Raw genomic sequence first — 16,623 nt, 5'->3', positions numbered from 1 at the left:
CACGGCGTGGGTTGAGAAGCTCAATGAAGCAGGACTCGAGGCAGAGTATTTTCCAGGGGGACATTGATTGAAACGAAGACTTTACATTGAGCATCCCGTCTCAATAAAGAAAAGTACCGTTCCCGGTCTTCCGAGGCTTTATGCCACCGTTTGGTTCAACATGCTCTTTACAGCGTAACCGCAAAGCCGAACGCTTTATCCCTGCGAGCTCATATAAACGGGTTGTGCTCGGAGCCATGAAGAGTCCGAGCAGAAATCCGTCTGCTTCCCGCAACTGTATCGATACAACTGACGCAGAGCGAATGCCACTCTCGATTGCAACCCGCTGATCGACTGTTTTGCACTTTCTCTCACTGCACCATGTATGACTCTACACAGCTAGCTGGCCGATTCGAGCAGACCTCCGAGTGCCTTGAGCGGACGGATCGAACGTTGGACCGTCTGGTTATGCTTGCCGACAGCGTTGTGGAGCGAGCAGGCGATCTCTTCGGCACGAACCGGCAGTACGGAGAGCAGGGTATCGCTCAGACCGTGGCTCGACTCGCAAACGCCTTGCATGAACACGGCCGGCTTGAAAGTCTCGTGGGTTACCAGGCGATAGTCGCGGCCAACCCGATAACCGTCCAGATACTCCTCGATCGAAGCGAGCAGTTGACGATGCTCTCGACGTTCGTAACCGGTGGCCAGAATCAGCGCATCGTAGTCGCAGGTTTCGATCTCTCCGCTGGCGATATTGCGCAGAGTCAGGGCGATATGACCTTCGTTGGCCAGCACCTTTTCCACCGTGCGCAGACAACGGAAGGCGTGACGCTGTTGGCCGGATACCTTTTGCCGGTAGAAGATGCCATAGATACGTTCGATCAGATCGAGATCCACCACCGAGTAATTGGTGTTGTGGTATTCATCGATCAGTCGCTGGCGATCGCCCTCCGGCTGGTTGAACATCAGCTCGGTGAAGGCCGGCGAAAAGATCTCGTTGACGAAGGGGCTGTCGTCAGCGGGCTTGAGTGCCGAGCCACGCAGGATCATGTCCACCTGCACGGACGGGAAGCTGTCGTTGAGATCGATGAAGGCTTCCGCGGCACTTTGCCCACCACCGACGATCGCAATTCGCATGGGTTTACCCGACACGCACGGCTGTTTGGATATCCACTCCAGATACTGTGCGTGGTGACAGACCCTGGCATCGTTTTTCAGGCTGTCGAACACCTCGGGGACCTTCGGCGTGCCACCGACGCTCACCACCAGCGAGCGGGTGTGGCGAGTCGTTTCGCGGCCATCGACGGTACGGGAAATCACTTTCAAGCTTTCTACCAGTCGCTGGCTGTTACGCTGAGGCTCGATGCCGATCACCTGCTCGCCATAACGGCACTGGCTGGCGAAATGTCCTGCGACCCAGCGCAGGTAGTCGTCAAACTCCATCCGGCATGGATAGAAGGTGCCCAGATTGATGAAGTCCACCAGTCGGCCGTGATGGTGCAGATAGTTGACGAAGGAGTAGCGGCTGGTCGGATTGCGCAGCGACACCAAGTCCTTGAGGAAGGAAATCTGCAGCTCGCTCTGGGTCACCAGCGTATTGCCATGCCAGCGGTAATCCTCTTGCTTGTCCAGGTACAGACTTTTCAGGGGGCCATGCTGGCTGGCCATTTCCTCGAGAGCTATCGCCAGCGCAATGTTCGAGGGGCCGAAGCCGACACCGATCATGTCGTAGATTTCAGTGGATGAAAGTCCCGGGGTCATATGCATGTCCTTCCTCTATGGATGGGCTCAATATCGAGCGTACGGCCTGCTGGGTGCCATTCGGGGGGCAGGTATGTCAGAAGACGGGAGGAAATGTTGGAAATTTAGTTACTGAGCGAAGCTCAGTTTTTCAGCGGCAGAGGAAGGGGCGGCAATACTTCATTTTGTTGACGATATGCTTTTCCACCATCGGCATTGGAGACGCCCAGGCGTCTGGTGATCCCAGGGCAAATCAAGCTTTTCACCTTGCACTGAGAAGAAGCGTTATGCCAGCTCTCCGTACACCGTGCTTCAGCTTTATATAGAGCATCTCGCCCTAACGCCGATCCAAAATCTGATACCTCAATCATTCGGCGAGAGCGGTTTACTTGGAATGGCAGCGTCAGCGCCGATAGCTACCACGGACCAATGGGGGCGCAATGCGGATGGGCAGGATAGTGACGTCCGTGTCGGTGCTGGGCATACCGCAGCAGAGCTGATCATGGTTGTTTTAGTTCCTCCAGGCCCACCGAGCATGAGGCCGACCTTGCTGATCGGTATAGCCACGGCAATCCGTTAAATCAAATCTTCGTCTGTTCGTTCTTGTTGGTACGGCCAGTCCTTCGGGATGCGCCATGCCATTGGTAAGGACGGACCTTATGAACGCCGAAGACGCACAGAAACTTGCCCGCCGCTTCATCGAATTGCCACAGGAAAAACGCCGTCTGTTTCTGCAAGGCTTATGGGAGGAGGGAGTCGACTTCTCACTGTTTCCCATCCCGGCAGACGTGGGTATCCCCGAACGCCAAGGTCTGTCCTATGCCCAACAACGCATGTGGTTTCTCTGGCAACTGGATCCGCAAAGTCCCGCCTACAATTTGCCAATGGCTGTTCGTCTGGAGGGTGAACTGGAGCGAGTTGCGCTGCAGGATGCTTTCGACGCTTTAGTGACACGCCATGAAACCTTGCGAACCCGCTTTCGCCAGCAGGATGGCGGAATTCGCCAAGAGGTGCTGGAACCATTGTCGGTCACCATCGGCTTCGAAGATCTGACGGCGCTGCTACCTGCCAAGCAGGATGAACAGGTTAGTAAACTGGCCCAAGTAGAGGCTATGGCACCTTTCGACTTGGCCGAGGCGCCCTTGTTGCGGGTACGCCTACTGAAACTGTCGGACTCGGAACATGTGTTGTTGCTCACCCTGCATCATATCGTTGCCGATGGTTGGTCACTGAATCTGCTGATCGACGAGTTCATCCATCTCTACGACACGGCCTGTTCCGGCAGGCAGGCTGAACTGCCGGCGTTACCGATCCAGTATCGCGACTATGCTCTATGGCAGCGCAGTTGGCTGGAAGCCGGCGAGCGAGAGCGGCAACTGATCTACTGGCGCGACAAACTGGGAGGCGAGCACACATCGCTGGAGTTGCCCACCGATCGCCCTCGCCCAGCAGTTCCCAGTTACCGGGGGACCCGTCATGAGTTCCGGATCGAGCCATTGCTCTCCGACCAACTGCGGGCATTGGCCAAGCGCCATAATGTTACTTTATTCATAGTCTTGCTGGCTGCCTTCAAGCTGCTGATGCAACGCTACAGCGGACAATCCGTTATCCGCATCGGCTCCCCCATTGCCAACCGTCATCGCTCGGAAGTAGAGGGATTGATCGGTTGTTTTATCAACACCCAGGTTCTGCATACGGAGATCGATCCGCTGATCGATGTCGGCGAACTGTTACGGCGGGTCAAGGAAACTGTACTAGGTGCACAGGTACATCAGGATCTGCCGTTCGAACAACTGGTCGAAGTACTGAATCTGGAGCGCGACACGGGACAGTCGCCCTTGTTCCAAGTGCTGTTCAACCATCAGCCGAACGTTACCGACGTTCGGGAACTGAAGACCCGTTCCGGCTTGACGCTGGAGCGTATCGAGCCGGCAAGGCACACGGCCCGTTTCGATCTGGCGCTGGATACCTACGAGAGTGCGGGACAGTTGTACGCAGCTTTCACCTATGCCCTGGAGGTGTTCGACGGCACGACCGTCGCCAAGTTGGAGGAGCACTGGCTGCGGTTGCTGGAAGGAATCGCGGAAGAAGAGCCGACTGTCGTCGGCGAACTGTCCTTGTCGCAGGTAACAGATGCGGCGGACGAGCGTGTCGACCACAGCCTGGAGGAGAGCGACTGCGTTCATCAACTGATCGAACGAGCTGCGAGCCAACATCCGGAACGACTGGCGGCAGTCAGCGGCAATGATGTCATCAATTACGCTCGCCTGAACGAGCGAGCCGACGAACTCGCCCGGGTGTTGTTCGATGCCGGTGTTCTGCCCGACCAGCGGGTTGGGGTGGTGGGTGATCGTTCCATCGACATGCTGGTCGGCATTCTGGGCATCCTGAAGGCAGGGGCGGCCTATCTGCCTCTGGAACCCGACCAGCCACAAGAACGCCTGGCGTTCATGCTCGCCGATAGCGATGTGCGACTGGTTCTGGGGCGTTCTTCCTGGGAGGGGCTCCTGCCGGATGGCGTCCGGATGATATGCCTGGACGAGCCCCTGCCGCCTGTTTCCGGGAGCGCCGGGCTACACGTCCGTGTTTCCCCCGGCAATCTTGCCTATGTGATCTATACCTCGGGGACCACGGGCATGCCAAAGGGCGTGGCGGTTCCCCATGGAGCGCTGGCGAACTACGTCGAGGGCATTTCCCGGCGGCTTCCCCTGGAAGCGATCAGCAGCATGGCCATGGTGTCCACGCCCGCCGCGGACCTGGGGCACACGGTCCTTTTCGGCGCCCTGTGCGCGGGCAAGACCCTGCACTTGCTGGACAAAGAGACGGTCCTCGACGCCGAGGCGTTCGCTGCCCACATGGATGCACATGGGGTGGATGCACTGAAGATCGTACCCTCGCACCTGGATGCCATGCTGTCGGCCGGCCGCTCGGCACTGCCCAGGCGTTGCCTGGTCCTCGGCGGGGAAGCCTGTCCGCCCGCGCTACTGGCCAGGATCGTCGCCTTGGCTCCCGAACTGAAGGTACTCAACCACTATGGCCCCACGGAGACCACCGTGGGGGTCCTGATCGGAGAATTGAAGGGACTGCCGGTGCTGGGAAGCCCGCTGGAGAATGTCGGGGTCCGGAGACTGGATGCCTGCCTGCAGCCCGCTCCCGGTCCGGCCAAGGGAGAGCTGCACATCTCGGGGGCGGGGCTTGCCAGAGGGTATCTGGGACGTCCTGCGCTGACAGCCGAACGCTTCGTCCCCGATCCCTCCGGCACTCCTGGGGGACGAATGTACCGGACTGGCGATTGGGTGCGGCGCAACGCCGATGGCGGACTGCTGTTCGCCGGGCGCATGGACGGCCAGGTGAAGATTCGCGGCTATCGTGTCGAACTGGCCGAGATCGAAAGCCGCCTGCGGGCCTTGCCAGGTGTCGGGAACGCATTGCTGCGGGTGATCGGCGAGGAACATGCCCGGCAACTGGTGGCCTATCTGGTGCCGACAGCGGTACCGGATGGCCAGGCGGGACAGGCGTTCCTGGACGAGATACGTACGGTCCTGAAACGGGTGCTGCCGGAACACATGGTGCCGACGCATCTGCTGGTCCTGGAGCACCTGCCGGTAACCGCCAACGGCAAGGTCGACCTCAAGGCCCTGCCCGAACCCGTCGCCACCTCGGCGACTTACGTCGCACCCGGAACGCCTCTGCAAACGCGGTTGGCCGAGATCTGGGCCGAGGTGCTCAAGGCCGAGCAGGTGGGCCTGACCGACAACTTCTTCGAGCTGGGCGGACATTCCCTGCTGGCCACCCAAGTGATTTCCCGAGTACGCCAGAGCCTGGGCATCGAGTTGCCCCTGCGCGCCCTGTTCGAAGCGCAGGACCTGGCCGGTTTCGTCGGGCGGGTCGGCCTAGGCCAGGTCAGCCAGGCGCCCGCCCTCGAAAAGGCCGACCGCGACCAGCCCCTGGTCGCCTCCTACGCCCAGCAGCGCCAGTGGTTCCTCTGGCAACTGGAGCCCGGGAGCGCCGCCTACCACATCCCGGCGGCGCTACGCCTGAAAGGCGCCCTGGACATCGAGGCCCTGCGGCGCAGCTTCGACGCGCTGATCCGGCGCCACGAGTCCCTGCGCACCACCTTCCGCCAGGACGGCGAGCGGACGCTCCAGGTCATCCACCCCAGCGGCAGCCTCTGGTTCGAGCAGGAGCCGCTGCCGGCGGATGCCGCCATCGGCCTGGACGAGCGGATCCGGGTTCAGGTCGAAGCAGAGGTCCAACGCCTGTTCGACCTGGAGCAGGGCCCGCTGCTGCGGGTGAAGCTGCTGCGCCTGGACGAGGACGATCATGTCCTGATCCTGAGCCTGCACCACATCGTCTCGGACGGCTGGTCCACCCCGATCATGGTGGACGAGCTGGTCCGTTTGTACGAAGGCTATAGCCAAGGCCACGAGGTGACGCTGCCGGAGTTGCCGGTCCAGTACGCCGACTATGCCCTCTGGCAGCGCCAGTGGATGGAGGCCGGCGAACGGGACCGGCAACTGGCCTACTGGACCGCGCAACTGGGCGGCGAACAGCCGGTGCTGGAGTTGCCCGGCGACCGGCCGCGGCCGGCCGTGCAGAGCCATGCCGGAGCCCGGCTGGCCGTCGAACTCGACGGCGAACTGGCCCGCTCCCTGCGGGAACTGGCCCGGCGGGAGGGTGTGACCCTGTTCATGCTGCTGCTGGCCAGCTTCCAGAGCCTGCTGCACCGCTACAGCGGGCAGGACGACATCCGGGTGGGCGTGCCGATCGCCAACCGCACCCGGGCGGAAACGGAAGGGCTGATCGGCTTCTTCGTCAACACCCAGGTGCTGAAGGCCGAATTCGAGCTGCAGACCACCTTCGTCGAGCTGCTGCGCCAGGTGAAACGGACCGCCCTGGAGGCCCAGGCACACCAGGACCTGCCGTTCGAGCAACTGGTGGAGGCCCTGCAGCCGGAGCGCAGCCTGAGCCACAGCCCGTTGTTCCAGGTGATGTACAACCACCAGACGGCGGTGAAGGGCGCGGCGCGAAGCCTGCCCGGGCTCAGCGTGGAAGGGCTGGCATGGGAGAACCGTACCACCCAGTTCGACCTGACGCTGGACAGCTACGAAGGCCCGGACAGCCTGGGCGCTTCGCTGACCTATGCCACCGACCTGTTCGATGCCTCGACCGTCAAGCGCCTGGCCGGGCACTGGCGCAACCTGTTGGCAAGTATCGTCCGCCAGCCGGAACGGCGCATAGGCGAACTGCCGCTGCTGACCCCGGAGGAATACCGCCAGATCGTCCACGCGTGGAACCGGACCGAGGCCCGCTACCCGAGCGAGCGCGGCGTGCACCAGTTGATCGAGGAGCAGGTGGCGAGGACCCCGGAGGTGGTGGCCCTGGTGTTCGGCGAGCAGGAAATGAGCTACAGGGAACTGAACCGCAGGGCCAACCGCCTGGCGCACCGGCTGATCGAACTGGGCGTGGGCCCGGATGTGCTGGTGGGCGTCGCGGTAGAGCGGGGCTTCGAGATGGTGGTCGGGCTGCTGGCGATCCTCAAGGCCGGCGGGGCCTATGTGCCGCTGGACCCGGAATACCCGCGGGAGCGGCTGGCGTACATGATCGAGGACAGCGGTATCGGTCTGCTGCTGACCCAGCGGCACCTGCAGGACCGGCTGCCGTCGGCCGACGGGGTGCAGAGCCTGTTCCTGGAGCCGGGCGACGACTGGCTGGAGAACTATCCGCCGGAAAACCCGGCGAACCGGACGGCGCCGCAAAACCTGGCCTATGTGATCTACACCTCCGGATCGACCGGCAGGCCGAAAGGGGCGGGCAATACGCATACGGCCTTGATTAACCGCCTGCACTGGATGCAGAAAGCCTACCAGCTCGATACAACGGATACGGTCCTGCAAAAGACGCCGTTCAGCTTCGATGTTTCGGTATGGGAGTTGTTCTGGCCGCTATTGAATGGAGCACGGCTGGCGATCGCACGGCCCGGCGAGCACCGCGATCCGGAGCGCCTCATCGACACGATTGAGCGTCATGGAGTAACGACCCTGCATTTCGTGCCCTCGATGCTCCAGGCTTTCATCTCCGTCGAACACATCGAAGGCTGCCGGAGCATCCGCCGGCTCGTGTGCAGCGGCGAGGCCCTCCCGGCGGAGCTTGCCCGCAAGACCCTGGAAAGAATGCCCGCGGTTGGCCTGTTCAATCTGTATGGTCCGACCGAAGCGGCTATCGATGTGACCCATTGGACTTGTGATCATGTCGATCCCGAGGGCGTGCCGATCGGCCAACCGATCGATAACCTGAAGACCCACATACTGGAGGAGAGCCTTCATCCAGTAGCACCGCGTTGTTGCGGCGAGCTGTATCTGGGGGGAGTGGGGCTTGCCCGTGGTTACCACAACCGCCCGGGCTTGACCGCCGAGCGCTTCATCCCCGATCCATTCGATACCAGCGAACAGGGCGGCGGACGCCTGTACCGTACCGGCGACCTGGCCCGCTACCGGGCCGGCGGGGTGATCGAGTACCTGGGCCGTATCGATCATCAGGTGAAGATCCGCGGCTTCCGTATCGAGCTAGGCGAGATCGAGGCCCGGCTGCGGCAGCACGGGGCGGTACGCGAGGCGGTGGTGATCGACGTCGAGGGAGCGGGCGGCAGGCAACTGGCCGCCTACCTGGTGCCCGACGACCCGGCGATGCTGGACGGCGACGAACGCCAGGGCGCTCTGCGCGGCGAGCTGAAGGACCATCTCCGGGCAGCGCTGCCGGACTACATGGTGCCGGCGCACCTGGTGTTCCTCGCGCGGCTGCCGCTGACGCCCAACGGCAAGCTGGACCGCAAGGCGCTGCCGCGGCCGAACGCCAGCCTGCTGCAGCGGGCCTACGTGGCCCCGGCGAGCGAGCTGGAGCAGCGGATCGCGGCGATCTGGGCCGAGGTGCTCAAGGTCGAGCGGGTGGGCCTGACCGACAACTTCTTCGAGCTGGGCGGCGACTCCATCGTCTCGATTCAGGTGGTCAGTCGGGCGCGCCAGGCCGGCATCGCCTTCACGCCCAAGGAGCTGTTCCAGCACCAGACCGTTCAGGGGTTGACCACGGTAGCCCAGCGCACGGGAGGTCTGTGCATCGACCAGGGAGCGGTTACCGGTACGATGCCCCTGACCTCGATCCAGCGCATGTTCTTCGAGGAGGAAATCCCCGAGCGTCACCACTGGAACCAGTCGGTATTGCTCGAGCCGAACGAGCGGCTCGTCGTCGAGCCTTTGGAGGCGGCCCTCCAGAGGGTGGTCGAGCACCACGATGCACTGCGCTTGCGTTTCATCCAGCAAGAGGGGCGATGGAGCGCCGGTTTCCGGGATAGGGAGGAAGCGGAACTGCTGTGGCAGAGCCAGGTATCCGATATCGGTGAACTGGAGGCTGTCTGCAACGAGGCCCAGGCCAGCCTGGACCTGGAACATGGGCCGTTGTTGCGAGCGGTACTGGCCAGCCTGCCGGATGGCCGGCAGCGTTTGTTGCTGGTCATCCACCACTTGGTGGTGGACGGGATCTCATGGCGGGTGCTGCTGGAAGATCTGCAGACCGCCTACCGGCAAGCCGTCCAGAGCCAGCCACTGCACCTGCCGGCCAAGAGCAGTTCGTTCAAGGCCTGGTCCGAGCGCCTGGAGCAGTACGCGGCGGAAGCGACCCTCGCCGAGGAACTGGGCTACTGGCAACGGCAGTTGCAAGAGGCTACCGATGAACTGCCTTGCGACCATCCGCAAGGCGGTCATCAACGGAAACAGGCAGCCTTCGCGACCACCCATCTGGACCGTGACTGGACACGCCGCCTGCTGCAAGAGGCACCGGCCGCCTACCGCACCCAGGTCAACGACCTGCTGCTGGCCGCCCTGGCCCGGGTGATCTGCCGCTGGAGCGGTCAGGCCTCCACCCTGGTCAGGCTGGAAGGCCACGGCCGGGAGGACCTGTTCGACGACCTCGACATCACCCGGACGGTGGGCTGGTTCACCAGCCTGTTCCCGGTGAAGCTGACGCCCCGGAGCGAAATCGCCGACTCGATCAAGACCGTCAAGGAACAGTTGCGCGCCGTGCCGAACAAGGGCATCGGCTACGGCCTGCTGCGCTATCTAGGCTCGGAAACCGCCAGGCAAACACTGCAACGCCTGCCCCGCGGCGAAATCGTCTTCAACTACCTGGGCCAGTTCGACCAGAGCTTCGAGGCCGAGGCGGCCTTGTTCGCCCCTGCCGGGGAAAGCAGCGGCCAGGGACGAAGCGAAGCAGCACCACTGGACGCTCTCCTCAGCCTCGACGGCCAGGTCTACGGCGGTGAACTGAGGCTGACCTGGACCTTCAGCCGGGAACGCTTCGCCGAGGCGACGATCCAGCGCCTGGCCGACGCCTATGCCCGGGAACTCGAGGCCCTGGTCGGGCACTGTGCGGATGAGAACAATCGCGGCATGACCCCCTCGGACGTCCCGCTGGCCGGATTGAGCCAGGAGCAACTGGACGCACTGCCGGTCCCCGCAGGGGAAATCGAGGATATCTATCCGCTGTCGCCGATGCAGCAGGGCATGCTGTTCCACAGCCTACTGGAGGGGGAGGCGGGCCACTACATCAACCAGATGCGGGTGGACGTGGAAGGGCTGGACGTCGCACGCTTCAGGGCCGCCTGGCAGGCGGTGGTCGACCGGCACGAGGTGCTCAGGGCCAGCTTCGTCGAGGTGGACGGACGTCCGCTGCAGGTGATCCGCAGGCAGGTTTCCATGCCTTGTGTCGAACTGGACTGGCGCAGCCAGCCGCAACTGCAGGACAGCCTGGACACCTGGGCGCAGACGGACCGGCAACGGGGCTTCGACCTGGAGCGCGAGCCGCTGCTGCGGCTGGCGGTGATCCGCACCGGGGAGAACCGCCACCACCTGATCTACACCAACCACCACATCCTGCTGGACGGCTGGAGCGGCTCGCAACTGCAGGGCGAGGTGCTGCAGGCCTATACGGGCAAACCCATCGGGCACCCGGGCCTCCGCTACCGCGACTACATCGCCTGGCTGGGCCGGCAGGACCGGGCCGCCAGCGAAGCCTTCTGGCGGGAGCAACTCGGCGCCCTGGAGGAGCCGACCCGGCTGGCCCAGGCCATCAAGATCGACGAAGCGGAGAAACGAGCCGGTCATGGCGACCATCAGCAGGTGTTCGACCCGCAACAGACCCGTTGCCTGAGCGAGTTCGCCCGGGCCCAGCGGGTGACGGTCAACACCCTGGTGCAGGCGGCCTGGCTGCTGTTGCTACAGCGCTACAGTGGGCAGGCGACGGTGTGCTTCGGCGCCACCGTGGCGGGACGTCCGGCCGAGCTGCAGGGCGTGGAAGGGCAACTGGGCCTGTTCATCAACACCCTGCCGGTGATCGCCAGCCCCCGGGCGGAACAGCGCGTAGGCGAGTGGCTCGGCCAGGTCCAGGCGCAGAACCTGGGCCTGCGCGAACACGAACACACGCCGCTGTACGAGATCCAGCGCTGGGCCGGGCTGGGCGGCGAGGCGCTGTTCGACAGCCTGCTGGTGTTCGAGAACTACCCGATCGCCGAGGCATTGCAGCAGGGCGCGCCCGAGGGCCTGGTGTTCGAGCGGCTAGCCGTCCGGGAACAGACCAACTACCCGCTGACCCTGGCCATCGGCCTGGGCGAAACGCTGACGGTGCGCTACGGCTACGACCGCGGGCATTTCGACGCAGCAGGCATCGAGCGGATCGCGGGGCATTTCGCCCGGCTGCTGCAAGGCCTGACCAGCGACGCCCGGGCCGCTATCGGCGAACTGCCGCTGCTGGCCCCGGAGGAATACCGCCAGATCGTTCACGACTGGAACCGGACCGAGGCCAGCTACCCGAGCGAGCGCAGCGTGCACCAGTTGATCGAGGATCAGGTGGCGAGGACCCCGGAGGCGGTGGCCCTGGTGTTCGGCGAACAGGAAATGAGCTACGGAGAGCTGAACCGCAGGGCCAACCGGTTGGCGCACCGGCTGATCGAGCTGGGCGTGGGTCCGGATGTGCTGGTGGGTATCGCGGTGGAGCGGGGCGTCGAGATGGTGGTGGGGCTGCTGGCGATCCTCAAGGCCGGCGGGGCCTATGTACCGCTGGACCCGGAGTACCCGCGGGAGCGGCTGGCCTACATGATCGGGGACAGCGGCGTCGGCTTGCTGCTGACGCATGCGTCGCTGCTCGAGCACCTGCCCCGGGAGCACCACGACAAGGCCCTGCTGCTTGATCGGTTGTCCTTGGAAGGCTATCCGCCGGAAAACCCAGTCAACCGGACGATGCCGCAGAACCTGGCCTACGTGATCTATACCTCGGGCTCCACCGGGCAGCCCAAGGGTGCGGCGGTGCGAATCGGCAGCTTCGTCAACCTGCTGCACTGGTACCGGGCCGCCTGCGAACTGACCGCGGACGACCGGGTGCTGCTGCTCAGCTCCTACAGCTTCGACCTGACCCAGAAGAACCTGTACGGCGTGCTGTGCGCGGGAGGGCAGTTGCATATCGCCCCGGCGGGCTACGACCCGGACAGCCACCGCCGGCAGATCGGAAAACACCGGCTGAGCGTGCTCAACTGCGCCCCGAGCGCCTTCTACCCCCTGCTGCAGGGCGATCGCGCCGAACTGGCCAGCCTGAAACACGTCCTCTTGGGGGGCGAGGCCATCCAGCCGGGAGAACTGGCGGAGTGGCTGGAGTCGCCCCAGGCGGCGAACGTCTCGATCCACAACACCTACGGTCCGACCGAATGCACGGACGTGGTGATCGCCCGGGCGACGCCGGGAAGCGCGGTGCCGGGGCTGAGCGCCCTGCCGATCGGGCGGCCGCTGCCCGGGGTCAGCGCCTATGTCCTCGACGGCTCGGCCGGGCCGGTCGCCCTCGGGCAGGCGGGAGAACTGCATATCGGCGGGGACTGCGTGGGCGAGGGCTACTGGCATCGCCCCAGCCTGACCGCCGAACGCTTCGTCCCCGACCCGTTCGACGACAGCGCGCAGGGCGGCGGGCGCCTGTACCGCACCGGCGACCTGGCCCGCTATCGGGCCGACGGGGTGATCGAGTATCTGGGCCGTATCGACCACCAGGTGAAGATCCGCGGCTTCCGCATCGAGCTGGGCGAGATCGAGGCCCGGCTGCAGCAGCACGGAGCCGTGCGCGAAGCGGTGGTGATCGATATCGACGGGGCGGGCGGCAAGCAACTGGCCGCCTACCTGGTGCCCAACGACCTGGCGATACTGGACGGCGACGAACGCCAGGGCGCTCTGCGTATCGAGCTGAAGGACCATCTCCGGACAACGCTACCGGACTACATGGTGCCGGCGCACCTGGTGTTCCTCGCGCGGCTGCCGCTGACCCCCAACGGCAAGCTGGACCGCAAGGCGCTGCCCCGACCGGACGCCAGTCTGCTGCAGCGGGCCTACGTGGCCCCGGCGAGCGAACTGGAGCAACGGATCGCGGCGATCTGGGCCGAGGTGCTCAAGGTCGAGCGAGTGGGCCTGACCGACAACTTCTTCGAGCTGGGCGGACATTCCCTGCTGGCCACCCAAGTGATTTCCCGAGTACGCCAGAGCCTGGGCATCGAGTTGCCCCTGCGCGCCCTGTTCGAAGCGCAGGACCTGGCCGGTTTCGCCGGGCGGGTCGGCCTAGGCCAGGTCAGCCAGGCGCCCGCCCTCGAAAAGGCCGACCGCGACCAGCCCCTGGTCGCCTCCTACGCCCAGCAGCGCCAGTGGTTCCTCTGGCAACTGGAGCCCGGGAGCGCCGCCTACCACATCCCGGCGGCGCTACGCCTGAAAGGCGCCCTGGACATCGAGGCCCTGCGGCGCAGCTTCGAGGCCCTGATTCGGCGTCATGAGTCCCTGCGCACCATCTTCCGCCAGGACGGTGAGCGGACGATCCAGGTCATCCCTCCCAGCGGTAGCCTCTGGTTCGAGCAGGAGCCGCTGCCGGCGGATGCCGCCATCGGCCTGGACGAGCGGATCCGGGTTCAGGTCGAAGCCGAGGTCCAACGCCTGTTCGACCTGGAGCAGGGCCCGCTGCTGCGGGTGAAGCTGCTGCGCCTGGACGAGGACGACCACGTGCTCGTGCTGACCCTGCACCACATCGTCTCGGACGGCTGGTCCACCCCGCTCATGGTGGACGAACTGGTCCGCCTGTACGAGGGCTACAGCCAGGGGCACGAGGTGAGGCTGCCGGAGTTGCCGGTCCAGTACGCCGACTACGCCCTCTGGCAGCGCCAGTGGATGGAGGCCGGCGAACGGGACCGGCAACTGGCCTACTGGACCGCGCAACTGGGCGGCGAACAGCCGGTGCTGGAGTTGCCCGGCGACCGGCCGCGGCCGGCCGTGCAGACCTATGCCGGAGCCCGGCTGGCCGTCGAACTCGACGGCGAACTGGCCCGCTCCCTGCGGGAACTGGCCCGGCGGGAGGGGGTGACCCTGTTCATGCTGCTGCTGGCCAGCTTCCAGAGCCTGCTGCACCGCTACAGCGGACAGGACGACATCCGGGTGGGTGTGCCGATCGCCAACCGCACCCGGGCGGAAACGGAAGGGCTGATCGGCTTCTTCGTCAACACCCAGGTGCTGAAAGCCGAATTCGGGCTGCAGACCACCTTCGTCGAGCTGCTGCGCCAGGTGAAACGGACCGCCCTGGAGGCCCAGGCGCACCAGGATCTGCCGTTCGAGCAACTGGTGGAGGCCCTGCAGCCGGAGCGCAGCCTGAGCCACAGCCCGTTGTTCCAGGTGATGTACAACCACCAGACGGCGGTGAAAGGCGAGGCGCGGACCCTGCCCGGACTCCGCGTGGAAGGGCTGGCATGGGAGAACCGTACCACCCAGTTCGACCTGACGCTGGACAGCTACGAAAGCGCGGACAGCCTGGGCGCCTCGCTGACCTATGCCACCGACCTGTTCGATGAACGGACTATCGAACGGCTTGCCCGGCACTGGTTGAACCTGCTGGCCGGCATCGTCCGCCAGCCGGAACGGCGCATCAGCGAACTGGCGCTGCTGGACCCGGAGGAATACCGGCGGATCGTCCACGCGTGGAACCAGACCGAGGCCCGCTACCCGAGCGAGCGCGGCGTGCACCAGTTGATCGAGGAGCAGGTGGCGAGGACCCCGGAGGCGGTGGCCCTGGTGTTCGGCGACGAAGCACTGACCTACGGGGAACTGAACCGCAGGGCCAACCGGTTGGCGCACCGGCTGATCGAGTTGGGCGTGGGCCCGGACGTGCTGGTGGGCATCGCGGTGGAGCGAGGCTTCGAGATGGTGGTGGGCCTGCTGGCGATCCTCAAGGCCGGCGGAGCCTATGTGCCGCTGGACCCGGAGTACCCGCGGGAGCGGCTGGCGTACATGATCGAGGACAGCGGTATCGATCTGCTGCTGACCCAGGAACACCTGGCAGACCAGCTACCAGCGGCAAGTGTGAATATCTGGCGCCTGGACAGCGATTGGAGTGAGCTGAACGGATTTCCCGCATCCAACCCGGATCTTCCGCTCCATCCAGAGCATCTGGCGTATTGCATCTACACCTCGGGCTCGACCGGCAGACCCAAGGGGGTTGCCGTTCGTCACCAGGCACTGACCAACTTTATGGCCAGCATGGCCTCGCAGCCGGGGCTGGATGCCAACGACAGGATGTTGGTCCTGACCTCGCTGTCCTTCGACATTGCCGCTTTGGAGCTCTATCTGCCCCTGCTGGTCGGAGGAACCGTGGTGTTGCTGTTCAACCATCAGAACAGGGATGCCCAGGCCTTGCTGGAAGTCATCGACCGGCAGTCGGTCAGTGTCGTCCAGGCCACGCCTTCGACCTGGCGAATGCTGCTGGATACGGCATCGCCCGGAGCTTTGCGGGACTGTAAGTTGCTGAGCGGTGGTGAGGCGTTGTCGCCGGACTTGACGGAGCGGCTGCTCCGTCAGGCCGGCCATGTCTGGAATCTGTATGGTCCGACCGAGACGACCATCTGGTCGGGGCTGTACCACATCGATGCGGAACATCCGTCTCCATGGCTGGGCAGGCCGATTGCCAACACCACCTTGCACATTCTGGAAAAAAGCTTTGCTCCAGTGCCAGAAAGGGTTGCGGGTGAGCTATTGATAGGTGGCGATGGACTCGCCAGGGGGTATCTGCATCGCCCCGACCTGACTGCCGAACGCTTCATCCCCGACCCGTTCGACGACAGCGAGCAGGGCGGCGGGCGCCTGTACCGCACCGGCGACCTGGCCCGCTACCGGGCCGACGGGGTGATCGAGTACCTGGGCCGTATCGACCATCAGGTGAAGATCCGCGGCTTCCGTATCGAGCTGGGCGAGATCGAGGCCCGGCTGCAGCAGCACGGGGCCGTGCACGAGGCGGTGGTGATCGATATCGACGGGGCGGGCGGCAGGCAACTGGCCGCCTACCTGGTGCCCGACGACCTGGCGATGCTGGACGGCGACGAACGCCAAACCGGACTGCGCCGCGAGCTGAAGGCGCACCTCGGGGCGGCGCTGCCGGACTACATGGTGCCGGCGCACCTGGTGTTCCTCGAACGGCTGCCGCTGACGCCCAACGGCAAGCTGGACCGCAAGGCGCTGCCGCGGCCGGACGCCAGTCTGCTACAGCAGCAATACGTCGAACCGCAGACCGAACTGGAGCAACGGATCGCAGCGATCTGGGCCGAGGTGCTCAAGGTCGAGCGGGTAGGGCTCACCGACAACTTCTTCGAACTGGGCGGCCACTCCCTGCTGGCCACTCAGGCGATTTCCAGCATCAACGTGCAACTCGGCATCGACTTGCCGCTTCGCCTCATCTTCGAAAAACCCATATTGAACGAATTCTCCATGACATTGGAAAACCATGGCCTGTCTCTGAGCGAGGCCGACTTGAGCGATATCGAAAAATTGATGAATGAAATGGCAGAGGTTTGAA

2 protein-coding genes are annotated in these 16,623 nt (G+C 64.4%); one reads left to right on the top strand and one right to left on the bottom strand.

Annotated features, from left to right (window positions below; all coding sequences use genetic code 11):
• Positions 1–378: 378 nt before the first annotated feature.
• Positions 379–1,740, bottom strand: coding sequence for a lysine N(6)-hydroxylase/L-ornithine N(5)-oxygenase family protein (locus AVCA_RS11695; RefSeq protein WP_012701131.1), 1,362 nt, complete (start codon positions 1,738–1,740; stop codon positions 379–381).
• 638 nt (positions 1,741–2,378) lie between these two features.
• Here AVCA_RS11695 and AVCA_RS11690 point away from each other — a divergent pair.
• A complete protein-coding gene (locus AVCA_RS11690; protein WP_012701129.1) occupies positions 2,379–16,622 on the top strand; it encodes a non-ribosomal peptide synthase/polyketide synthase in 14,244 nt (4,747 codons plus the stop codon).
• Position 16,623: the final 1 nt, after the last annotated feature.

This window comes from Azotobacter vinelandii CA (assembly GCF_000380335.1).
Classification (GTDB): Bacteria; Pseudomonadota; Gammaproteobacteria; order Pseudomonadales; family Pseudomonadaceae; genus Azotobacter; species Azotobacter vinelandii.
The sequence above is the reverse complement of the archived record's forward strand: the minus strand, read 5'-3'. Positions and strand labels throughout refer to the sequence as shown.